Raw genomic sequence first — 22,681 nt, 5'->3', positions numbered from 1 at the left:
AACTGGAATGGCTGGAATTCCTCACGACCATTACGAGCCGAAAACAAACGGGCAAAAGTGGCTTCATAGCCGTCTTCCCGTTGTTGGGCTGCTGTATGACACTTTGATGATCCCGACACCGAAGAACCTGAACTGGATGTGGATCTGGGGCATTGTTCTGACGTTCTGTCTGGCGCTGCAAATCGTGACCGGCATCGTTCTGGCGATGCATTACACGCCTCACGTTGATGCGGCGTTTGCGAGCGTCGAGCACATTATGCGTAACGTGAACGGCGGCTATATGCTGCGCTACATGCACATGAATGGTGCCTCGTTGTTCTTTGTTGCGGTCTACGCGCACATCTTCCGCGGCCTGTACTACGGGTCGTATAAAGCGCCACGTGAAATCACCTGGATCATCGGCATGCTGATCTATCTTCTGATGATGGCAACCGGCTTTATGGGCTATGTTCTGCCTTGGGGTCAGATGTCTTTCTGGGGTGCAACGGTTATCACCGGTCTGTTCGGTGCGATCCCGTTCATCGGGGAAAGCCTGCAAACGCTTCTGCTGGGCGGGCCTGCGGTTGATAACGCCACGCTGAACCGCTTCTTCAGCTTGCACTATCTGCTGCCCTTCGTGATTGCCGGTCTGGTGATCGTCCACATCTGGGCGTTCCACACCACCGGGAACAACAACCCCACAGGTGTCGAAGTCCGTCGCACCAGCAAGGAAGACGCGAAAAAAGATACGCTGCCGTTCTGGCCCTACTTCGTGATGAAAGACCTGTTCGCGCTGGCCGTGATCCTGGTTGTGTTCTTTGCGATCGTGGGATTCATGCCGAACTATCTGGGCCACCCCGATAACTATATCGAGGCAAACCCGCTTTCGACGCCTGCGCATATTGTGCCTGAATGGTACTTCTTGCCGTTCTACGCGATCCTGCGTGCCTTTACCGCCGAAGTCTGGGTCGTTCAGATTGCGTCCTTCGTGACCGGTGGCATCATCGACGCCAAGTTCTTTGGTGTTCTGGCGATGTTCGGTGCGATTGCGGTGATGGCGTTGGTGCCTTGGCTGGACACATCCTCGGTGCGTTCGGGCCGCTATCGTCCCATGTTCAAATGGTGGTTTGCGCTGCTGGTGATCGACTTCTTCGCGCTGATGTGGCTGGGTGCCATGCCTGCGGAAGAACCTTATGCTAGCTTCTCTCTCATCGCGTCGGCCTACTGGTTTGCGTATTTCCTGGTGATCCTGCCGCTTCTGGGTGTGATCGAAAAGCCGGGCGCGCAGCCTGAAACCATCGAAGCCGACTTTGACGCGCATTACGCGCCAAAAACCGGCGGCACCAAGACGCTGGTCAAGCCAGCAGAGTAAGGACCATGACAATGATCAAGAAAACCTTCCTTTCGGCTGTTGTCGCCCTGGGCTTTGCAGGTTCCGCTGCTTTCGCCGCTGGTGGTGAAGCGCATATCGAAGACTTCGACTTCTCTTTCGAAGGGCCGTTCGGGGCCTTCGATACCAACCAGCTGCAACGCGGTCTGCAAATCTATACCGAGGTCTGCTCTGCATGCCACGGTATGAAGTTCGTGCCGATCCGTACCCTTGCGGATGATGGTGGCCCTCAACTTCCCGAAGATCAGGTCCGCGCCTATGCAGCGAACTTTGATATCTTTGACGCCGAGCTGGACGATATCCGCCCCGGCACGCCGGTCGACCATTTCCCTGGGTCTGCGCTGGAAACCGCGCCAGACCTTAGCTTGATGGCCAAAAAGCGCGCCGGTTTCCACGGGCCTTACGGTCTGGGGATCAACCAGTTCTTCAAAGGCATGGGCGGACCCGAATATATCGCGTCCCTGATGACCGGCTACGAAGAAGCCCCAGCCTGCGCCCCCGAGGATTTCCCCGGTCACTACAACACTGCGTTCGCGAGCGGCGGCTTCCCCGAGTCCTGCAAGGACGAAGAAGGCCACGCCACAGTTGGAGGCAGCTGGATCGCGATGGCACCGCCACTGTACGGCGATGACGTCACGTATAACGATGGCCACGAGTCTGATCTCCACCACGAAGCCGAAGACGTCGCGGCCTTCCTGATGTGGACAGCCGAGCCCAAGCTGATGGCACGCAAGCAAGCCGGTTTTGCGGGCGTTCTGTTCCTGACGCTTCTGTCGGTCCTGCTGTACCTGACCAACAAACGTCTTTGGGCCCCTGTGAAGCACAAGGAAGACTAATCGTCTTTCACAAGGCTAACGACTGATGAAAGCCCCCCGGATCCTGTGCGATCCGGGGGGCTTTTCTTTGGGTCGATGGGTGTTTTACGTCCGTGCGGCTTTTGGCATCCGCCCGTATCGAAGCCACTGCGTTAGCGATGAAATCCCGCGACCCGATCCATTCTAGTAGCACCAAAGCCTGCCAGCGCCATCATAACGGAAACGTTTGCCGGCCCGTAGACGGTAAGCCGTGCGGGTATAAAGAGCTGCGTGAACCTTTCGGCAAAGCGCCCGCCGAACTGCGCGAAATGCGCCATCACGGCGGCATTATCGGCGTAACGTTCCAGCGCGGTACAGCTGCGACGGTCATCGGACATATAGAATTCACAGTGCAGCGTGCGCGGCTCATCTACCCGCGCGGCTTTTATCATGTCCTCAAGCAGCGGTTGGACATGATCATCCTGACCGTCCCGCACGTCCATTTCGAGGACCCATTCGACAATTTCGCTCATACTTACCCTTTCTCACTAGGGAATCACCCTAGTGGAGAAAGGTTTACAAACTGCGACGGCTCACACAGCCAGCAGATGGCCTTCAGTCTGGCCGGTGATCGTGGCGGGAATAATCGCGCCTTCGGTTTGGGGGATGGCGAAATGGGTCTCGGTGAATTGCTCTGTCCGGCCCATGGTGGGGCTTTCCATCAACACCTGATGCGCACGCCCTTGTTGGGCAGCAAGGTGGCGGCTGACCTGCGCTTCGCCGGCGGCGCGTAACTGTGCGGCGCGTTCCTTGATCACGGTGCCGTTCACCGCCGGCATCCGTGCGGCGGGGGTGCCTTCGCGGGCGGAGTAGGGGAAGACGTGCAGCCAGGTCAAATCGCATTCCGTCACCAACTTGAGCGAATTTTCGAACATAGCGTCGGTTTCAGTCGGAAAGCCTGCGATGATGTCCGCGCCAAAGGTCATGTCGGGGCGCAGCTTGCGGGCGTCTTGGGCAAAGCGGATGGCATCGTCGCGCAGGTGGCGGCGCTTCATCCGTTTCAGAATCATATCGTCGCCGTGCTGCAAGCTCAGGTGCAGGTGTGGCATCAGGCGCGGTTCGGTGGCGATGGCCTGCATCAGGTTGTCGTCCACCTCGATGGAATCGATCGAACTGATCCGCAAGCGCGGCAGGTCGGGCACCAGCCGCAGGATGCGCATGACCAGATCCCCCAGCCTGGGCGTCGCGGGAAGGTCCGCGCCCCAGCTGGTCAGGTCCACGCCGGTCAGCACGACCTCGTTAAAGCCCTTGTCGACCAGCCGCTTGATCTGATCCACGACAACGCCCGCAGGGACCGACCGTGAATTGCCACGGCCATAGGGGATGATGCAGAAGGTACAGCGGTGGTCGCAGCCGTTCTGGACCTGAACATAGGCGCGGCTGCGCGTGCCAAAGCCGTCGATCAAGTGGCCTGCCGTCTCGGTGACCGACATGATGTCGTCAACCTGAAGCGCCTCTGTCTCGCCGATAAAATCAGCCGCAAGTCCCTGCCACGTCGCGCCAACCATCTTTTCGGTGTTGCCGATCACGACGTCGACCTCTGCCATCTTGGTAAAGGTATCCGGTTCGGTCTGCGCGGCGCAGCCGGTGACGATCAGCCGTGCGTTCGGGTTCGCCTTGCGCAGTTTGCGGATGTCCTGACGCGCCTTGCGTACGGCCTCGGCGGTGACGGCGCAGGTGTTGACGATCACCGCATCCTTCAGGCCCGCCTGCTCGGCCAGTTCCTTCATCGCCTCGGTCTCATAGGCGTTCAGGCGGCAACCGTGATTCGAAAAGATCGGGGTGCTCATGTCAGGCTTTCCAGAAAAGAAGGGGTCAGCACGCCGCTGAATACATGGGCCGACGGGCCGGTCATCCAGACGCCATCCTCGCGCCAGTCGATGTGCAGGGTGCCGCCGTCCAGATCGATGCGCACAGCACGCCCTGTGAGCCCCCTGCGAGACGCTGCAACCGCCGTCGCGCAGCTGGAGGAGCCGGACGCCAGCGTAATGCCCACACCCCGTTCCCACACGCGCATGCGGATATGATCGGGGCCGACAATTTGCGCGACCTGCACGTTGGTGCGTTCGGGATAGAGCGCGTGATGCTCTATGCCGGGGCCAAAAGCGGCCAGATCAATCGCGTCCACATCGTCGACAAAGAAGGTGCAATGCGGATTGCCCATGCCGGTGGCCGTCGGGGCACCATCCATCGGCAACTCGAGCGTATCCATCTGGCGGGCCAGTGGAATTTCGTCCCATTCAAGCTGCGGGTGGCCCATGTTCACGGCTGTCAGCCCGTTCCCCGCGTCCCGCGCCGCCAGATCACCGCGGTCCGTGGTCAGGTGCAGCTGCGTCTTGCCGGTTTCGTCCATCAGGAAACGCGCGATGCAGCGGGTGGCATTGCCACAAGCAGCAGAGGTGGACCCGTCGGCGTTAAAGAACGTCAGGTGGGCGTCTGCCGCGCCATCCGTGATAACTGCCAACTGATCAAAGCCCACACCGAACTGGCGATGCCCGATGGCCTGCGCGAGGGCAGGGGTTACCTCTGGAAGAGAAGGGACGCCCTCAAGTCCCGCATCCGGCACATCTTTCTGGCGCGCATCCAGCACGACCTTTTTGCGCGCATCCAGCACGACAAAATCATTTCCCAGCCCATGCATCTTCATGAAGGGCAAACCGTTGGTCAAATCACTATACATTCGGCGCATATAACGCGGCATTTGAAACTAATCCAGCTTGAGTGAAGTTTTTCGTACGTTTCTGCTTGACCCCAACGCCACACCTTTCTAGTAAGCCGCCTAGTGGGCCTGTAGCTCAGTTGGTAGAGCAACTGACTTTTAATCAGTAGGTCTCCGGTTCGAACCCGGACGGGCTCACCACTACCTTTCCAGTTTAACTGGAACGAAAAAAACAGCGTCCCTCGGGGCGCTGTTTTTCGTTTCGGGCTAGGGGGTTAGAAACTAGCCGCGATGGCCTTCAAAAGTTTTCAGCGCGATCCCTGCATCTTGCAGCGATGATTTGACCGCGCGGGCAATGTCGACCGCTTCGGGCGTGTCGCCGTGTAGGCAGATCGTGTCGATGGCCGCTGGAATCGTTTTGCCACCCTCGGTCAGGATCGCGCCTGCTTTGACCATTTTCACCATACGCTCGCCCGCGAGCGCTGCGTCGTGAATCACCGCGCCGGGTTTAGAGCGGTCGACTAGCGTCGCGTCGTCGTTATAGGCGCGGTCGGCAAAGATTTCTCCGGCCCAGGCGCAGCCCAGCGATTGCACCGCGTCCTGTTGCGCTGTGGCGGCCAGTACCATGACGATCAGATCAGGCGCGACGCTGAGCGCTGCCTCGTAAAGGTCTCGGGCCAACACTTCATCCTCTGACGCCATATTGGCGAGCGCGCCGTGCAGTTTCAGGTGACGGACCGATGTGCCAAGGCTGCGGGCCATGCCGACGCTGGCGGCGACCTGATAGCGGACCTGATTTTGCAGCGTGCCCCGTGGCACCGACATGCGATTGCGGCCAAAGCCGGCCAGATCCATGAAACCGGGGTGCGCGCCAATGCCGACACCGTTATCGCGGGCCAGCGTCATTGTGGCTGACATCACATCGGCGTCGCCTGCATGGCCACCACAGGCGATGTTGGCAGAGCTGATGATTTGCAGCAAAGCGGCATCATCGCCCATTTTCCATGGGCCATAGCTTTCGCCCATATCGGCGTTTAGATCGACGGTCGGCATTTAATGCTCCTCTTCAAAGGGGTTGTCGGTGGCAGAGATCGCACCGCCCACCAGCTGATAGGCCAGCAGGTTGCGGATTTTGGCGGGGTCGCGGATCAGCGGGGTGATCTGGCCGCCAAGCGCCTTGATGTCGCGACGGTGCTGCGTCTCGAGCGTGATGGCATCTTCGAGGGTGATGAACTCGAACTGGATCGCGGTGCCAGATGCGGCTTGCGCCACGCGTGGCAGGTCGCGGGGAATGACGGTCCCGATACGAGGGTAGCCGCCGGTGGTCTGGCATTCGCCCATCAACACAAAGGGCGCGCCGTCGCCGGTGATCTGGATATCGCCGGGTACGATGACTTCGGACAGGATGGTCAGCCCGCCGTCGGCGCTGAAACCTGTACCGTCGTGATCCATGCGCACGCCCATGCGGTTGGCACGCGGATCACGGGTAAAGGCGGTGGTTACAAATCGCTGGCGTTCTTCGGGGGTAAAGTGATCGGTCTGCATGCTGGCCACGGCGCGTACGGTGCCCCCGTCAAAGCGGCCGTCACGCGGCAGTTGCAGCCCCGTCTCGCGCGATTTGTCGGCCCCAAGGGAGAGCGCGTCGCCCGCGGCCAAGGGCTGCCCCAGACCGGCGCTCAGGTGGCTGGCACGGGCCCCCAGCAGTGTATCAGAGGCAATGCCCCCGCCCACGTGCAGGTAGCCATAGGTGCCGCCTGTGGTGCCGCCGATGGTCAGCTTGGCCCCTGCGGGCAGCATGTGGCTGGCGTTCCAGACGATGGCATCCCCGTCGATGCTGGCGGCCATTGTGGCCCCTGTCAGCGCGATGCGGATGTCGGCGTCAGCGGTAAAGGTCCCGCCGGTGCCCGTCATCTCTATCGCAGCAAGGTCGGGGGACTGGCCCAGCAAGGCGGCCCCTTCGTAAACTGCGACAGGATCAGCGGCGCCGCCCTTGGTCAGCCCTTGGGCACGCCAGCCGGGTCGGCCCATATCCTGTATCGTCAGGGCGGGGCCGGCCTGGGCGATGGTGAGGGTCACGGTCATGCCAGTACCTCTGTCTCTGCACCGCCCTGACCGGTTTCGTCAGAGGCGGTGATTTTGTCATATGCGCTGCGCGAAATGGCGGGAAAGCACAGCTCGTCCCCCGGCGAGAGCGCAAAGGGCGTGTCGCTGCGCGGCCGAAACGTTTTGAATGCGGTTTGCCCGATGTGTCGCCATCCCGTGGGCGACGCGTTGGTAAAGATGATCAGCTGTCTGATTGCCACAATCAACGCGCCGGCGGGGACGGATTTTGTCAGCCCCTGTTGGCGGGGAATATCCCAGTTCTGCGGCAGCTCGCCCATATAGGGTTGGCCGGGGGCAAAGCCGATGGTCAGCACCCGCACACGGGCCTGCGACAGCTGCGCAATCGCCGCGTCGGGGTCCAGCCCCGCAAGCTCAGCCGCTTCTTCCAGTTGCGGCGCAAGGTCGGTGCCATAGACCGTGGGCACATGCCACAGCGTGCGCCCTGTCGGCAGATCAGAGGTGTACCAGTCGCGCGTCGCCAGCAGGTCGTGCAGCCGGTCCAGCACGGTGTCCACCGACACGGCCACCAGATCGATTTGCAGGAAGGTCGAGACCAGCGATGTGCTTGTCTCTGCCACTTCTGGCCAGTCGGCGGCATCTACGGCGGCGCGGAATGACAGGGCAGCGCGGTTCGCGGGCTCTGACATCGTGTCAGCAAAGCGCACCAGCACGCCGGACAGGCCAACAGTCTGGATTAGGGGGAAGTCGCTCATTGCGGCACCTGCCTTAGATTATCGGGAAGCCATGTCGCGATGTCGGGGAAAAAGATCAGGACAAAGACCATCACCACCATGATCAGGAACATCGGCAAGGCGGCTTTGGTGATATATCCCATCTCGTGATCCGTCATGCCTTGGATGACGAAAAGGTTGAACCCGATCGGCGGCGTGATCTGCGCCATTTCAACGACGACCACAACAAAGATACCGAACCAGATCAAGTCGATCCCCGCGCCGCGCACCATGGGTTCGACCACAGCCATCGTCAGCACGACCGACGAAATTCCATCAAGGAACATGCCCAACACGATATAGAACACCAGCAGCGCCATCAGCAGTTGAAAGCGCGTCAGTTCAAGCGCGGCAATCCCGTCCGCCAGCGCACGCGGCAGGCCGGTAAAGCCCATCGACAGCTTGAGAAAGGCAGCACCTGCAAGGATCAGCGCGATCATCGCAGAGGTGCGCATTGCGCCCATCAGGCTTTCTTGAAAGCTGGTCCAGTTCAGCGACCCTTGCATCAGCGCCAGCGCCAGTGATCCCAGCACGCCAATAGCAGCGGCCTCTGTCGCGGTGGCATAGCCCAGATACATGGACCCGATCACCACCGTGATCAGCCCAAAGACCGGCAGTAGAAAACGCGAGTTGCGCAGCTTGGCAGCAAAGCTCATCCCCGTTTCGACGTCGGGGTTCCAGTCCTTTGAGGTCAGCGCGATAAAGGCGACATAGGCCATGAACATCAGCGCCAGAATAAGCCCCGGCAGGACGCCGGCAAAGAACAGTTCGGTGATGCTTTCGTTCACAGTCACGCCGTAAACGATCAACGCCAGCGACGGCGGGATCATCAACCCAAGGGTCGCGGCACCAGCAAGGGTGCCGATGATCATCTTTTCAGGATAGTTGCGCGCGCGCAGTTCGGGGATCGACATCTTGCCCACGGTCGACAGCGTCGCAGCAGAGGATCCCGATACGGCGGCAAAGACCGTGCAGCCGACGATATTGGTATGGACCAACCCGCCCGGCAATTTTGCCAGCCACGGCGAAAGCCCCTTGAACATATCCTCGGATAGTCGTGTCCTGAACAGAATTTCGCCCATCCAGATGAACAGCGGTAGCGCGGTCAGCGTCCACGAGCTGGACGAGGCCCAGATCGTCGTGACCATGGCATCGCCAACGGGGCGGGTGGTAAACAGCTCCATCCCGAACCAGGCGACTCCCATCAGCGCCAGACCGACCCAGACGCCGGAGCCCAGCAAGAACAACAGGACGGTGATAAATAGAATGATCGCATAAAGTTCCGTCACAGCGTCACTCCCCAAAACTTTGATCGACAAGATCGCGGGTGAGACGGTGTTCGCCTTTTACGATCAGATATAGCAGGTTATCGGTCAGCGCGACGGCAAGGATACCGCCACCCACAACCATCACGGATTGCGGAATCCACAAGGACGTGGCGTCTTGTGCCTGACTGACTTCGTTGAACTTCCATGACCAGTAGACGAACCAATAGGCGTAGTAGGTAAAATACCACGCGATGGCGGCGGCAAGGCCAAAACACCAGATTTCAAGCAGCCGTTTCGGGCCAGCGGGCAGGGCGTTCAGCAGCACCGATACGCGGATATGCGCGCCGCGGTTCAGCGCGTTGGCAAAGGCCAGAAAGCTGGAGGCGGCCATCGCATAGCCGGCATAGCTTGCCGCACCGGGGAAAACCTCGCCGGTCCATCGTGCAATCATCTGCACCACAATCAGCAGCAGGATCGCGACAAGACTGACGGCAGCCAAGGCACCAGATGCGAAATAGATGAAATCAAGCAGGCGTCGCAGGATGTTCATGAGAAAGGTCTCCGGTTTGGCGGATCGCAGGAAAACGGCGGCACCGGTGTGGGGTGCCGCCGTCTGCGGATTTACTGCATGGATTTGTAGCTATCGACGATCGCCTGACCGTCCTCGCCTGCATTCTCCAGCCATTCGGATGTCATGGTGCCGCCGATGTCGCGCAGGCCGGACATCAGATCTTCGCTGGCGGGTTCCACGGTCATGCCGCCTTCGCGCAGCCCTTCATAGGTGAACTGTGTATAGTCCTTGGAGGCTTGCAGCCCGCGTGTTTCTGCATCGCTGGCACAGGTGGTGATGATGGATTTATTCTCTTCCGAGACATCGTTCCACACGTCGTTGTTGACCATGATGTAGTTGCGCGGCAGCCAAGCGTCGACCTCGTAGAAATGCGTCAGGCTTTCCCAGACTTTCTGGTCATAGCCGGTCGCACCGGAGGAGATCATCGATTCCGCAACGCCGGTGGCGAAGGCTTGGCTTAGCTCGGCGGCTTCGATGGTGACGGGCAGCATGCCTGTCAGCTCTGCCAGACGGCTGGTCGCGTTGTTGTAGGACCGGAACTTGACGCCTTTCATGTCCTCGACCGTGTTGACCTCTTTCTTGAAGTACAGGCCCTGTGGCGGCCATGGCACGTTATACAGCAGGGTCAGATTTTGCTCTGCCAGCAGCTCTTCGATCTTGGGTTTGGCGGCTTGCCACAGTTTATCAGACGCCTCGAAGGACGGCGCAAGGAACGGGATCGAGTCAAAGCCGAAGATCGCGTTTTCGTTCTGGTGACCCGACAGGATGCGTTCGCCCAACTGGACCTGACCCGTCTGGATCGCGCGTTTGATATCGGCACCCGCGATCAGCGACCCGCCGGGGTGTACGGTGATTTCGATTTCGCCTGCGGTGCCTTCGCTCACGCAGTTGGCGAATTCAACGCCGTTCTCGGAATGGAAGTTCGATGCCGAATAGGCCATCGGCATGTCCCACTTTTCCGCGGCAAAGGCGGGCAGGGCGGTGGTGAGCGTCAGGGCCGCGGTTGCGGCACCTGTCATCAATTTTGTCGTACGTTTCATGTGGTTCTCTCCTTGTTGGTTGGTCTTTGGCTTGCAGGGTTAACCCTTGCTAAACCGTTGTGGTGCATAAGGCTGCAGATTGGTGTTCACGGGGTGCCCCATGACCAATCCCGCAACAAGGCGGCCTGTTTTGGGCCCGCCTGTCAACCCGATGTGGTGATGCCCGAAGGCGGTAAAGACCCGGCTTGTGCCAACCTGCCCAATCAGGGGCAGACTGTCGCTGGGGGCAGGTCTGTGCCCCAGCCATTCGATTTCACGCGCGGCAGTCAGCTGCGGAAAGGCCGCCTTGGCCTGACGCCGCAACAGCGCCAGCGGTGCTTTGGAAGGGGCGGCGTCAAGTCCGCCGAACTCTAGGATACCCGCGCAGCGTAGGCCCTGCGCCATGGGGGTGGCAACGAATTTACCACTGGCGATCATCACAGGGCGCGTTGGCCCGCCCGTCGCGCCCTCAAAGATCACATGGTAGCCGCGTTCGGTTTCCAGCGGGACATTCAGCCCCAGCTTGGCCATCAGCGGTTTTGACCAGACGCCGGTGGCAAGCACGACATCATCACAGGCCACGCGGCCTTGGGTTGTCTCTATGCCACAGATCGCGCCGGCTGAGAGGTCGAAGTCCTTGACCTCGGCCTGCAGTATCGTGCCGCCGCCCTGTTCAAAGGCCTGTGCCAAAGCGGTCACATATCCGCCGGGGTCGCGGATAAAGCCGTGGTCCTTCATGGTGGCAAGCAGGTGAATATCCGGCCCAAGGGTCGGTTCATACTCGCGGACCTGGCCGCCTTCGATCAGATCGGGCGTGAAGCCGGCATCCGCCCGCAGCGCCCAGGTATAGGCCTCGGCGTCAAAGGCCGCGCGGTTGCGATAGGCAAAGACATAGTCGCTGTCTGTCACCCAGTCAGACAGGCCCAGATCGGCGGTCAGGCTTTTGTGCTGCTCGACACTGTCACCCACGATAGGCGCAAGACCCTGCGCGATCCGGCGGGTGTCGCGGTCATTCGCCACACGCAGATATTTGCCCAGCCACGGCAACAAGCGCGGCAGATAGGACAGGCGCAGATAAAGCGGCACATCGGGGTTCAGCAGCATCGCGGGCGCTTTGGCAATCAGGCCGGGCGCTGTGACCGGTGCCACGGCACAAGCGGCAAGCACGCCCGCATTCCCATGCGACGTGCCTGTGCCCGGTGCTGCACGGTCGATGATCGTGACCTGCGCGCCTGCGCGTTGCAGCCAGATGGCCGATGACACACCGACGATACCCGCCCCCACGACGACCACATGGCGTGTCATGGGCGACCCATCGGATGAAAACAAAGGTGGTGCGGCATGGTTCTTGATTCCTTTCCGCTTACTTTGGCAGGGAAAAGCAATACGTCAACAAAATGTTTACAAATTGTAATCGTTAGCGCGCACTCAAGGTTTCAGTGCCAATGCGTTAGGCGAAACCGGTCGGTTCAGCGCAGCCAGCCGTCTTCGAATGTGATGTGGGTGACGCCTGCGAGTCGGACAATACGGGCCAGTTCAGCCTCAAACGCGACCTGTTTGCCTTTACCCCAACGCGTGCCCGGCTCTGGCCAAAGGGCGCGTACCACCAGCGTATCGCGGTCGCGGTGCGCCTTCATGTCAACGCGGGCGATGATGCTCTCGCCTTGCAGGATCGGGAACACATAGTAGCCATAAACCCGTTTTGGTGCGGGGACGAACATCTCTATCCGGTAGCGAAACCCGAACAGACGTTCGGCACGTTTGCGGTCGCGCAGAGCAGGGTCGAAGGGACTGAGCACCCGCAGCCGCGCGGTGGGGGCAATGTCTATCGCGGGGTCGCGTGCCAGACCCGGACGGGCATAGCTGCGATGAGGCGTGCCGTCGGCGCCCGCGATCTGGACCTGCTCAATCCGACCGGCAGCCTGTTCCTGGGTGACCCACACTTTCGCCTCTGCGGGGGTAATATGTGCCCAAAACGCAGCCAGTTCGCCCGGTGTGGCAAAACCCAAACGGTCCAGCGCCCCGCTGCAACACCAATTGATGGTCTGTGCCTCATCCGGTGCCTGCCACGGGTCGCAAAGCCCCGCGTCTATCACCCGCTCTGTCAGGTCATAGCGTTTTTGAAAGCCGTCGCGCCCCACCACGCAAAGCGCCCCTGCACGCCACAGATATTCCAGCGCGGTCTTTGACGGATGCCAATCCCACCACCCGCCATTTGAGCGCGGTTCGTCCTGCCCGACATCAGACGACGACACCGGCCCATCTGACCGGATCTGGTCCAGCACGGTCTGGAACCGCCCTTCGAAATCATGTTTGTGCCAGTTTTTGTACCGCTTGCGCAGCATCTGCGCGTCGCGCTGCCGGCGCAATTCCCAATAAGGGTAAAAGCCCATCGGGATCACAGCGGCGTCGTGGGTCCAGTGTTCAAACAGCGCGCCATCGCGTTCATACAGGGTTTTCAGCGCCTGCGGACGATAGCGTTGCCGGCGCGAGAACAGAATCAGGTCATGCGCCCGCGCCACTGTGTTAATGCTGTCCAGCTGCACAAACCCCAAGCCGCGGATCAGCTGCAACAGGGCGTCCCCGCCGGCGGGGCCTTGCGGAGCATCGCCGAGCAAGTGACGGTGCAAAAAGATGCGACGCGCGTCACGATTGCCAAGCGTGGCGAGGGTCATACCTTGCGGTTGCGGCGCAGTGTATCCCCCAGCGACAAGGTGGGTGTCAGGGTGATTTGCGTTTGCAGATCCGGGTCCGGTTCATCCAGCGTATCATTCAGGATAATACGCGCAGCGGCCTGTCCGACCTCAAGCCGGCAGGCGTCCATCGTGGCAAGCTGGCGGGGCAGGCCCTGCAAAAGCTCCACGTTGTTAAAGCCGGCAAGGCCAATCTGCCCCGGAATATCAATGCCCTGATCGATCAGATAAAGCAGCCCGCCTGCGCCGATCATGTCGTTTGAATAATACAGGAAATCCAGTTCGGGCGACCGTTCGAGCATGTCTTGCGTCATCTCGCGCCCTTTCGCCAGCGCGGAGCCGCCGGAATAGAACGCGCGGTCCTCGATCTCTATTCCTGCTTTGGCAAGCCCTTCGGTGAACCCTTCGAACCGTTTACGTGCGCGGTGGTCCAATGGCATCTTGGTGCCCATGAACCCGATGTGTTCATAGCCTTCCTTGAGGATTGCCTTGGCCATTTCCTGTCCTGCGCGGCGGTGCGAGATGCCCACCATCGCATCAATCGGACGTCCGTCCACGTCCATGATCTCGACCACGGGGATGCCCGCGTTCTTGAGCATGGCACGCGTCGCATCGGAATGTTCCAGTCCCGCGATGATCACGCCCGAAGGCCGCCAGGACAGCATTTCGTACAAAACGCGCTCTTCTTTTTCGGGCATATAGTCCGTCACGCCCACAACCGGCTGCAACGGCGTGTCTTCCAGCACCTGATTGATGCCGTTCAGCACCTCGGGGAAGACCATGTTCGACAGCGACGGAATGATCACCGCGACCAGATTGACCCGCTGGGATGCCAGCGATCCGGCGATCTGGTTGGGCACGTATCCCAGTTCCTTGGCCGCCGCCAACACCCGCCGCCGCGTCGCATCGGAGACATCGCCGCGTTTTCGCAGGACCCGGCTGACCGTCATTTCCGACACCCCGCAGGCATCGGATACATCACGAAGGGTCAACGGGCGTTTCGGAGGCTGTGTCAAAGGCGCTTGTCCTGCTTGAAAGTGGTATTCTATCAACAGCGTAGTGCGTCCCATGATCACAGGCAATCACCATATCAAGCACCCCGCCTCAGAGCTGCCGAGATGTCAGGTTCTGTGACTGGATCACCACCGCATTTTACGCTAAGGAAAACCCGTGGCCCCGTGGCTCAACTGGATAGAGCAGCCCCCTCCTAAGGGGCAGGTTATTGGTTCGAATCCAATCGGGGTCACCATTGCTACCTACGTGCCCTTGGTTAGGGCGGGTGCGGGTTTCACGAAATTTAGGGAAAGTGCTGCGCGGCGGCGTCTGATGCGTCTGGCTATGACGAAGCCGATTTCGCGATCGCGGCGGTGCAGCGGAGATCGGAGTAGCCCCGCCGGTGGTCCGGCAGGGCTGCGTTCTTTGTCTTACAGGCTCGCGTCGAGCGCTGCGAGGATGGCGTCGCCCATTTCCGAGGTCGAGATAGGGGAGCCGCCTTCGGGGCCCATCAGGTCTGCGGTGCGCGCACCATCGGCAAGAACCTGTTCGACGGCTTTTTCCAGACGCGCGGCTTCATCGCCTTGGTCAAAGGAATAGCGCAGCGCCATGGCAAAGCTGAGGATACAGGCGATGGGGTTCGCTTTGCCCTGTCCCGCGATATCGGGCGCGGAGCCGTGGACGGGTTCGTAAAGCGCCTTGGGGCGTCCATCGGCATTCGGGGCACCCAGCGACGCAGAGGGCAGCATCCCCAGTGAACCGGTCAACATCGCGGCGCAGTCGGACAGGATATCGCCGAACAGGTTGTCGGTGACGATCACGTCGAACTGCTTGGGCGCGCGGACCAGCTGCATCGCGCCGTTGTCGGCGTACATGTGGGACAGTTCGACATCGGGGTAATCTTCGTCATGCACTTTTTGCACGACCTCGCGCCACAAGATGCCGCTTTCCATGACGTTGGCTTTTTCCATCGAGCAGACTTTGTTGCCCCGACGACGTGCCAGTTCAAAGGCCGACCGTGCGACGCGGTCAATCTCGGATTCGGTGTAGCGCTGCGTATTGATGCCGACGCGCTCGTTGCCTTCTTCGAATATTCCGCGCGGTTCGCCAAAGTAGACACCCGATGTCAGTTCGCGCACGATCATGATGTCGAGCCCGGCGACGAGCTCTTTCTTCAGCGAGGAGAAATCTGCCAGCGCGTCAAAGCATTGTGCCGGACGCAGGTTCGAGAACAGGTCCATTTCCTTGCGCAGACGCAGCAGGCCGCGTTCGGGTTTGACGCTGAAATCAAGCGCGTCGTACTTTGGCCCGCCGACGGCACCAAGCAAAACAGCGTCCGCCGCCAGTGCTTTGGCCATCGTGTCGTCATGCAAGGGCGTGCCGTGCTTGTCATAGGCGGCGCCGCCAACCAGATCGTGTTCCACGTCAAAGGCCAGATCGCGCTTGTCGCCAAACCAGTCGATGATGCGAACAACTTGGCCCATGACCTCGGGGCCGATGCCGTCACCGGCGAGGATTAGCAGTGTTGGGTTGGCCATGCGATGTCTCCTGAAAAATACGTTCACAGCGGCGTAGCGCGGGGAGGGGGAGGGGTCAAGAACGGCTAGCGGTCAAGATCGGCCCAGACCACGCCGTGACGGCTGGCAGCAGGGTCACGCGCAACACCCGACGCCACAACGCGCCAGTCGGTCGAGGGCAGCAGATAGTCGACGCGCATGTCCCCCAAACTGTCGAAGGTAACGGTGGGTTGATCCGCCAGCGGGTCTTGCAGGGCGGGGTGATCCAGCAGGGTCTGGATTGCGACTTTCAACCCTTCGCCTTTGGTCGGATCAAGGTTCGCATCCCCTAACAGGACAACGCGTTTGTTTGGCGGTGGACCAAAGGTGCCTGCCAGATAGTGATCCCAAAACAGGATTTCATCGTGGTTGCGTTTGCCGTTTCGGTCCTCTGGTCCATCGAACACAGGGGGCGTGGCATAGAAGGTCAGCAAGGTTACGGGCGGTTGATCGGGGATGGCGATCGGTACGACCCACGCGCCGTGCGACGCAAGGCGCTGCACCTGTTGCACCGCATCAGAGGGGAAGGGGCCATTCTTTGTTCGGGGCAGCAGCGCATCGGGCAGGTCGCGCCACAGAAATGCGGTATGATCCTGCACGCCAGTGTCGATAACCGGATGACGCGACAGGATCGCCATCGCGCCCGCGCCAAAGAACCGCCCATACCCCTGACCATCGCGTGCGCCGCCTGTTTGGCCATCACCATCCATATCCAGCCCCGTGGGGCGTCCGGCATTGGGGGGCAGCGCAAAACGGTGGGGGTAGACGGGACCGCTTTCGCCAAGCACATCTGCGAAAGCACCAAGCGTGGTCCCGTCGAGGTCATAGTCGATGCCTTGCAACACGATGACATCGGCAGAGACATTCGCCAGCAGACGCATCACGGCGCTGATCTTTGGGTCCGACCCTTTGGCCAGATCCCGCAGCAGCAGACCTGGTCCGGCGCGTGATAATTCGGTGTTAAAGGTGGCGATGCGCAGCGGGTCCGCGCTGGCGGCTGTCGCGGCAAGCAGGGTGCCCGCGATCAGGCTGGCTGCAAGCCGTGGTCTTTTTCCGCGTCGTCGGCATAGGCACGACGGCGTTTCTCTTCGATCATCTCGGCGATCTTGCCCATGGCAATGCCGCGCATGATGATACTGGCAGGAAGGAAGGCCCATGCGGCGACTGTCCAGATCTGGGTATGCGGGTTCTGCAATGTAATCGGGTCTAGCAGATCAGAGGCCGCTTTGACCACCGCGGGGATCAGGAAGGGCAGCAGGAAACCAAGCGCGATATTGACCCGTGCATCCCGTTGCAGCCGATAGATGACGTCTCCGCCCGCTGTTGGGTCAAACAATGGCAGGTTCACCCAAACGTTAAAGGCCCCCTGACGCACAGGCCAGTTCATGATGCGAACCAGCACCAGAAACGCGCCCATCGAGATCAGCGAGATCAGATAGGCCATGCCCGCCGACGTGCGCACCGACGCGACCAGCGCGTCGCTGGCGTTTTCGGGCAGCATCAGAACAATCATACGCACGGGTGAGAAAGGAAAGTCCATCGCGTTGCCGAGGATCGTCCCGATAGAGGTCATCGCCCCGCCCAGAACCGACGGGCTGACCTTTTGCTTCAGGATCAGCGTCAGCACGATGACCGTCACCAGCAGGCAGACATAGCGCAGCCGGTTGAACGGCGCGGCATCGCGAAATTCGATGATGCTGGGGAAATTGGAATTGTATTCGATAAACGTGAGGAAACAGGCAATCAGCGCCACCAGCATGGTGATCTGACTGGCATCATTAAGCACAGCGGGTAACATGAGGGCCGGCGTTGCGATCAGCAATGCCACCAGAATGCCACGCGCTGCCGCGCCGGATATACGTGCAATCACAAAACTACCCTTCCAAACTGGCCAGCCACGATACTTTGCCGCGTGCTTGTTCCAACTTGATGCCCTCGGGTGTCGAAGGCCTGCCTCAGAATTGCCTCAATTGTGTCTTCTTTCGCCACATTCCTCAAGAGGATTCCTGACAATGGCGATGGACCTGAGGCAATTAGGGCGCAGGTATGGTGCGATATTGCATCATTACTGCGGCGCGAATAACGCTACCCACGATATGTTGTGGGCATTCACGCGACGCCCACAACTATTTATAACTCTCAACCCACGGTTAGGTCAAGCCAGCAGCCTCAAAGGCCCGCGGCCATAGGCCTTACACCCAAGGACGCGCCTGTGCGGCAGCAGATTCGAAGCTGTCGATCGAAGCCGCTTTTTCCATGGTCAGGCCGATATCGTCCAGACCGTTCATCAAGCAGTGCTTTTTGAACGCGTCGACCTGGAAGGTGAAGACTTCGCCATCAGAGCTGGTGATCGTCTGCGCCTCAAGGTCCACCTCGATCCGCGCGTTAGATCCCTTATCCGCGTCTTTCATCAGCAGATCGACCTGTTCTTGCGGCAGGGCAATGGGCAGGATGCCGTTCTTGAAACAGTTGCTGTAAAAGATATCCGCAAAACTGGGCGCAATCACGCAGGTGATGCCAAAATCGGCAATCGCCCAAGGCGCGTGTTCGCGCGAAGAGCCACAGCCAAAGTTATCGCCTGCTACCAGAATCTGTGTTTCGCGGTATTGCGGCTTGTTCAGGATGAAATCAGGCACTTCGTTGCCGTCGCGGTCATAGCGCATTTCGTCGAACAGGTTCACCCCAAGGCCCGACCGTTTGATCGTTTTCAGGAACTGCTTGGGGATGATCATATCGGTGTCGATATTCACCATCGGCATGGGGGCCGCGATCCCGGAAAGCTTGTCGAATTTATTCATTGTCTTGTTGTCCTTTGATATGCTGGCCGCTTACGCGTCAAGCTGGCGGATATCGGTCAAACGTCCGGTGAGCGCTGCTGCGGCAGCCATCGCGGGTGACATCAAGTGGGTGCGCCCCTTAAAGCCCTGACGGCCTTCGAAGTTGCGGTTGGATGTCGATGCGCAGCGTTCGCCCGGTGCCAGTTGGTCAGGGTTCATCGCCAGACACATCGAGCAGCCCGCAAGCCGCCATTCAAAGCCAGCGTCCTTGAAGATATCGGCAAGGCCTTCTTCTTCGGCTTGTGCCCGCACGAGCCCCGACCCGGGAACGATCATGGCACGCATGCCTTCCTTGATCTTCTTGCCCTTCAAGACTGCCGCGGCAGCGCGCAGGTCTTCGATGCGGCCGTTGGTGCAGGACCCGATGAACACGGTGTCGATCTCGATGTCGGTCAACGCCATGCCTTCGGTCAGGCCCATGTATTCAATCGCGCGTTTCGCCGCGTCGACCTTGCCGCCGGTAAAGTCAGATGCGGCGGGCACTTTGGCGGTGATCGGCAGAACGTCCTCGGGCGAGGTGCCCCAGGTTACGGCTGGCGCGATGTCTTCGCCCTTGATGGTGATGACCTTGTCCCAATGCGCGTCGTCATCGGAGTAAAGCGTTTTCCACCAGTCCAACGCAGCTTCCCACTGGGCACCTTTGGGCGCGTGGGGGCGGCCTTTGCAATATTCGAACGTCTTGTCATCGGGCGCGATCAGGCCTGCGCGCGCGCCGCCCTCGATGGCCATGTTGCAGACGGTCATGCGGCCTTCCATCGACAGATCACGGATCGCTTCGCCGCAATATTCGATGACATAGCCGGTGCCACCCGCCGTGCCGGTTTCACCGATCACGGTCATGGTGACGTCCTTGGCCGTCACACCGGGGGCAAGCTTGCCGGTGATCTCGACCTTCATGTTCTTGGACTTTTTCTGGATCAGCGTTTGCGTCGCCAGCACGTGTTCGACCTCTGAGGTGCCGATCCCGTGGGCCAGCGAGCCGAACGCGCCATGTGTCGCCGTGTGGCTGTCGCCGCAGACAACAGTCATGCCGGGCAGGGTCCAGCCCTGTTCCGGGCCAACGATATGCACGATGCCCTGACGCACGTCGGACACGGGGTAATAGTGCAGCCCGAATTCCTTGGCGTTGGTATCAAGCGCAGCAACCTGAACGCGGCTGTCTTCGGTCATCGTCGCGGCGTTGGCGCGGTCCAGCGTGGTCGGCACGTTGTGATCGGGCACGGCGATTGTCTGGTCGGGGCGGCGCACGGTGCGGCCCGTCATCCGCAGCCCTTCAAAGGCTTGCGGGCTGGTCACTTCGTGGACGAGGTGACGGTCGATGTACAAAAGGCAGGTACCATCGTCGGCTTCGTGCGCGACATGGGCATCCCAGATTTTATCATAAAGCGTTTTGGGGGACATGTGGTCCTCTCCCGTATGTTATGTAAGCAAGGTATTGGGGTGTACGAAAGACGAGCGCCAAGGCGCAGGCAGGCGTTTATAGTCGCGCCAGCACAGTGTGGGTTGCCCCATAAAAGCGTTCGCGCAAACGGGCGCGGTCGCAAATGTTGAACAGATCGTCTGAAACATGTGTCATATCGGCTTTGCTAGCCGCTTTCGACCCTGTGATCAAGGTGTGTGACGGCGCAAGGCGGTGGCGGGGGCGCATCGGATTGCATGCTTATACGTCGGGGCGGGGATCGGTTCTTGCGCGGTGCTCGGGATTGTCCCACCATTGCAGCGCGGTATATGTTTCCTGCTTAGAAAGTTCACGATGACCCCAGACCCTTTTGCCCACTTCCTTGAAAGCATTCAGGCGTTGATAACGGGGGGCATCGGGCTGGCAGAGAGCCTGATGCAACCCGGCTGGCGGCAGTACCAGATGTTTATCCTGCTGGGGTTGGCGCTGGCATCTTGGGGGCTGCATCACGCGTCGGGCAACTGGTTGCAAAACTGGGTCCGCTCGCGTGAGGGGTGGTCGAAATGGCAACTGCGCATGGTGGTACAGGTCAAACGCCGGCTCGGGCTGATGTGGTTCGCAGCGTTGGCGGGTGCGGTGTATCTGGTGATGCAGAATATCACTTGGCCGTCGCGGTCCTATCTGATTGGTATATTCGCGACGCTGGTTGCGGTTTGGGTCTGTATTGCCTTTGCCGCGCGGCTGGTGCGCAACCGGCCCATGCGGCGGCTCGTGACATGGGGGCTGTGGATCTATGCCACGCTCTATGCGCTGAACGTCGTCGATGATGTCTCGGCGTTTCTGGACCAAGTTGCGCTGTCTGTTGGTGATTTCCGCCTGTCGCTGCTGACCGTGATCACAGCGCTGGTGGTGATTGGCATGTTCTTTTCCGTTGCGCGGATCATTAGTCAGACCAGCGCTGCCACGATCCGCAAAAACGAAGACATCAGCCCCTCTATGCAGGTGTTGGCCGTGAAGGGGGTGCAGCTGACCCTCTATGGCATTGCGTTCTTTATGGGCGTCAAGGCGGTCGGGATCGATCTGACCGGCCTTGCGGTTCTGTCGGGGGCGATCGGTGTTGGCCTTGGTTTCGGTCTGCAAAAGGTCGTGTCGAACCTTGTGTCGGGGATCATCATCCTGATCGACAAATCCATCAAGCCGGGGGATGTGATCAGCCTTGGCGATACCTTTGGGTGGATCCAGACGCTGGGTGCGCGCTATGCCTCCGTTGTGACACGGGACGGCAAGGAATACTTGATCCCGAACGAAGACCTGATCACCGGGCAGGTGGTGAACTGGTCCCACTCCAATGATTTTGTGCGGCTCGATATCTATTTCGGCACGGCCTACGACGATGATCCGCATGTGGTGCGCAAGCTGGCCGTGGATGCGGCGATCGGGGTAGATCGGGTGCTGAATTTTAAAGCGCCGGTCTGTCACATTGTTGGCTTTGGCGACAGCAGCGTCGACTATATCCTGCGGTTCTGGATCAAGGACCCGACCGGCGGGCTAACCAACATCAGGGGGAATGTCTATCTCGCGCTGTGGGATACGTTCAAAGAGAACGGCATTTCCATCCCCTTTCCGCAGCGCGAGGTTAAAATGCTGGATGACAGCAAGCTGGCCTTGTCGCGCATCGCACCTGAAGGTCCTGAGGGCGGGGGCTAAGGCCAACATCGATGGCGCGGTACGAGGCTTTGGCTGCAACGGGAATCAGTCGTGGGTTTCCGTTGTCTGGGGTGCGCTGTGACGGGAAGAGCACAGGTGGCAGTTGGTCTTTTATGATAAATAGCTGTGACCCCACGTCTTTCGTGTGGCCCAATAAGTCATACGGGGCGCGCGAGCCATAGATCGTCAAACACTGGGGGCTATGCGGCGGGGATTACCTTGGCATGATACGGCAAAGCGTTACCAGAAAAGAAAATTTTCGGCGGAACACGGCCCTTGCCGCTATGGCGGGTGCTCGGCTCCTTCACGACCTTGCGCGCCGCGTTGCTTGAATTGGGCAGCGGGCAAAGCGCCAATCGTGACAGTAAAGAGCCAGTAAATGCCTGTCTGGACTGCTTGTCATTGAAATTTCACTTCGGCACGCCTATTCTAGGACATCCCCAGCGCCGGGGGACTGTCGGCGCGTCTAAAGGAGGACAATGTCCTGTCAACGCTTTCAAATGCAGTTCCGACTGCTACCCCGCAGGCAGCCCTGATGGTTGCTGATCAAAACACAGCCACAAGCGACGCATTGCTGGCTTCAATTCTTTCCCAGCTCGACGACGATAAAGCCGAAGAAATTGTGCAGATCGATCTGCGCGGCAAAACGGCCATCGGCGACTATATGGTCGTGTGCACGGGCCGGTCTTCGCGTCAGGTTTCTGCAATCGCGGAAAAGCTGGCACAGATGGTCAAGGATGACTATGGCCGTTCGCCCAAGGTCGAAGGCAGGGAAACCGGTGATTGGGTTCTGATCGACACTGGCGATGTGATCGTTCACGTGTTCCGTCCGGAAGTCCGTGAATTCTACCAGCTGGAGAAGATGTGGATGACCACAGAAGCCCCAGCCGTGATGCCGCATTAAGCCGCCTCTCCGGTAGGC

22 protein-coding genes and 2 tRNA genes are annotated in these 22,681 nt (G+C 59.9%); 6 read left to right on the top strand and 18 right to left on the bottom strand.

Going from position 1 to position 22,681, the window contains the following annotated elements; translation table 11 throughout:
* The first annotated feature begins 7 nt into the window (after window positions 1-7).
* Entirely contained in the window at window positions 8-1,351 is a 1,344-nt protein-coding gene (gene petB, locus E5180_RS11745) for a cytochrome b (RefSeq protein WP_093731593.1), read from the top strand.
* A 5-nt stretch (window positions 1,352-1,356) separates the two neighbouring features.
* Entirely contained in the window at window positions 1,357-2,205 is an 849-nt protein-coding gene (locus tag E5180_RS11740; protein WP_138924536.1) for a cytochrome c1, read from the top strand.
* 131 nt (window positions 2,206-2,336) lie between these two features.
* Here the strand turns inward: E5180_RS11740 and E5180_RS11735 are convergent, their stop codons facing one another.
* From E5180_RS11735 to dapF, 3 genes are read right to left on the bottom strand one after another with little or no spacing between them, the layout of a single operon-like run.
* Window positions 2,337-2,696, bottom strand: coding sequence for a putative quinol monooxygenase (locus E5180_RS11735; RefSeq protein WP_138924535.1), 360 nt, complete (start codon window positions 2,694-2,696; stop codon window positions 2,337-2,339).
* Window positions 2,697-2,756: 60 nt separating this feature from the next.
* Window positions 2,757-4,013, bottom strand: coding sequence for a tRNA (N(6)-L-threonylcarbamoyladenosine(37)-C(2))-methylthiotransferase MtaB (gene mtaB / locus E5180_RS11730; protein WP_138924534.1), 1,257 nt, complete (start codon window positions 4,011-4,013; stop codon window positions 2,757-2,759).
* Complete coding sequence (gene dapF / locus E5180_RS11725) at window positions 4,010-4,903, bottom strand: diaminopimelate epimerase (protein WP_138925202.1); 894 nt, start codon at window positions 4,901-4,903, stop codon at window positions 4,010-4,012. Before dapF ends, mtaB begins: the two co-directional genes overlap by 4 nt.
* A gap of 104 nt (window positions 4,904-5,007) precedes the next feature.
* On the opposite strand from dapF, the gene E5180_RS11720 reads away from it, so the two are divergent.
* Window positions 5,008-5,083: transfer RNA gene (locus tag E5180_RS11720), tRNA-Lys, on the top strand.
* A gap of 81 nt (window positions 5,084-5,164) precedes the next feature.
* On the opposite strand, the gene E5180_RS11715 is transcribed toward E5180_RS11720, so the two are convergent.
* From E5180_RS11715 to E5180_RS11675, 9 genes are all read right to left on the bottom strand, one after another.
* Window positions 5,165-5,935, bottom strand: a complete 771-nt coding sequence (locus E5180_RS11715; protein ID WP_138924533.1) for a LamB/YcsF family protein — start codon at window positions 5,933-5,935, stop codon at window positions 5,165-5,167.
* The gene (locus tag E5180_RS11710; RefSeq protein WP_138924532.1) at window positions 5,936-6,964 is read right to left on the bottom strand and encodes a biotin-dependent carboxyltransferase family protein; all 1,029 of its coding nucleotides are present in this window, start codon (window positions 6,962-6,964) and stop codon (window positions 5,936-5,938) included. It lies immediately after the preceding gene.
* A complete protein-coding gene (locus tag E5180_RS11705; RefSeq protein ID WP_138924531.1) occupies window positions 6,961-7,698 on the bottom strand; it encodes a 5-oxoprolinase subunit B family protein in 738 nt (245 codons plus the stop codon). Before E5180_RS11705 ends, E5180_RS11710 begins: the two co-directional genes overlap by 4 nt.
* A complete protein-coding gene (locus E5180_RS11700; RefSeq protein ID WP_093731644.1) occupies window positions 7,695-9,005 on the bottom strand; it encodes a TRAP transporter large permease in 1,311 nt (436 codons plus the stop codon). The genes E5180_RS11705 and E5180_RS11700 overlap by 4 nt, the downstream gene beginning before the upstream one ends.
* A 4-nt stretch (window positions 9,006-9,009) precedes the next feature.
* Complete coding sequence (locus tag E5180_RS11695) at window positions 9,010-9,534, bottom strand: TRAP transporter small permease (protein ID WP_138924530.1); 525 nt, start codon at window positions 9,532-9,534, stop codon at window positions 9,010-9,012.
* Window positions 9,535-9,605: 71 nt separating this feature from the next.
* Entirely contained in the window at window positions 9,606-10,595 is a 990-nt protein-coding gene (locus E5180_RS11690) for a TRAP transporter substrate-binding protein (protein ID WP_138924529.1), read from the bottom strand.
* A 39-nt stretch (window positions 10,596-10,634) separates the two neighbouring features.
* Entirely contained in the window at window positions 10,635-11,879 is a 1,245-nt protein-coding gene (locus tag E5180_RS11685; protein ID WP_138924528.1) for an NAD(P)/FAD-dependent oxidoreductase, read from the bottom strand.
* Between the two features lie 164 nt (window positions 11,880-12,043).
* Window positions 12,044-13,249, bottom strand: coding sequence for a winged helix-turn-helix domain-containing protein (locus tag E5180_RS11680; RefSeq protein ID WP_138924527.1), 1,206 nt, complete (start codon window positions 13,247-13,249; stop codon window positions 12,044-12,046).
* The gene (locus tag E5180_RS11675) at window positions 13,246-14,283 is read right to left on the bottom strand and encodes a LacI family DNA-binding transcriptional regulator (protein ID WP_138925201.1); all 1,038 of its coding nucleotides are present in this window, start codon (window positions 14,281-14,283) and stop codon (window positions 13,246-13,248) included. Before E5180_RS11675 ends, E5180_RS11680 begins: the two co-directional genes overlap by 4 nt.
* 156 nt (window positions 14,284-14,439) lie before the next feature.
* Between E5180_RS11675 and E5180_RS11670 the strand changes: the two genes are divergently transcribed.
* A tRNA-Arg gene (locus E5180_RS11670) sits at window positions 14,440-14,516 on the top strand.
* Window positions 14,517-14,691: 175 nt separating this feature from the next.
* On the opposite strand, the gene leuB is transcribed toward E5180_RS11670, so the two are convergent.
* From leuB to E5180_RS15835, 6 genes are all read right to left on the bottom strand, one after another.
* Complete coding sequence (gene leuB / locus E5180_RS11665; protein ID WP_138924526.1) at window positions 14,692-15,798, bottom strand: 3-isopropylmalate dehydrogenase; 1,107 nt, start codon at window positions 15,796-15,798, stop codon at window positions 14,692-14,694.
* A 65-nt stretch (window positions 15,799-15,863) separates the two neighbouring features.
* Window positions 15,864-16,829: an endonuclease/exonuclease/phosphatase family protein gene (locus tag E5180_RS11660; protein WP_441351449.1), complete on the bottom strand. Its 966-nt coding sequence runs from the start codon at window positions 16,827-16,829 to the stop codon at window positions 15,864-15,866.
* A gap of 11 nt (window positions 16,830-16,840) precedes the next feature.
* Complete coding sequence (locus E5180_RS11655) at window positions 16,841-17,686, bottom strand: hypothetical protein (RefSeq protein ID WP_254700460.1); 846 nt, start codon at window positions 17,684-17,686, stop codon at window positions 16,841-16,843.
* A gap of 322 nt (window positions 17,687-18,008) precedes the next feature.
* On the bottom strand, window positions 18,009-18,614 hold the full coding sequence (gene leuD, locus E5180_RS11650) for a 3-isopropylmalate dehydratase small subunit (RefSeq protein WP_138924524.1): 606 nt from the start codon (window positions 18,612-18,614) through the stop codon (window positions 18,009-18,011).
* A gap of 30 nt (window positions 18,615-18,644) precedes the next feature.
* The gene (gene leuC / locus E5180_RS11645) at window positions 18,645-20,054 is read right to left on the bottom strand and encodes a 3-isopropylmalate dehydratase large subunit (RefSeq protein ID WP_138924523.1); all 1,410 of its coding nucleotides are present in this window, start codon (window positions 20,052-20,054) and stop codon (window positions 18,645-18,647) included.
* Window positions 20,055-20,130: 76 nt separating this feature from the next.
* Window positions 20,131-20,229 (bottom strand): isopropylmalate isomerase, encoded by a 99-nt coding sequence (locus tag E5180_RS15835; RefSeq protein WP_206338723.1) that lies wholly within the window; start codon window positions 20,227-20,229, stop codon window positions 20,131-20,133.
* A gap of 177 nt (window positions 20,230-20,406) precedes the next feature.
* Here E5180_RS15835 and E5180_RS11640 point away from each other — a divergent pair, with 177 nt between their 5' ends.
* Window positions 20,407-21,759: a mechanosensitive ion channel family protein gene (locus tag E5180_RS11640; protein WP_138924522.1), complete on the top strand. Its 1,353-nt coding sequence runs from the start codon at window positions 20,407-20,409 to the stop codon at window positions 21,757-21,759.
* A gap of 535 nt (window positions 21,760-22,294) precedes the next feature.
* Window positions 22,295-22,663 carry a ribosome silencing factor gene (gene rsfS / locus E5180_RS11635; protein WP_138924521.1) on the top strand — a complete coding sequence of 123 codons (369 nt, stop codon included), beginning with the start codon at window positions 22,295-22,297 and terminating at the stop codon, window positions 22,661-22,663.
* Window positions 22,664-22,681: the final 18 nt, after the last annotated feature.

This window comes from Sulfitobacter sp. BSw21498 (genome assembly GCF_006064855.1).
Classification (GTDB): domain Bacteria; phylum Pseudomonadota; class Alphaproteobacteria; order Rhodobacterales; family Rhodobacteraceae; genus Sulfitobacter.
This window is presented reverse-complemented; position numbering and strand designations above follow the sequence as displayed.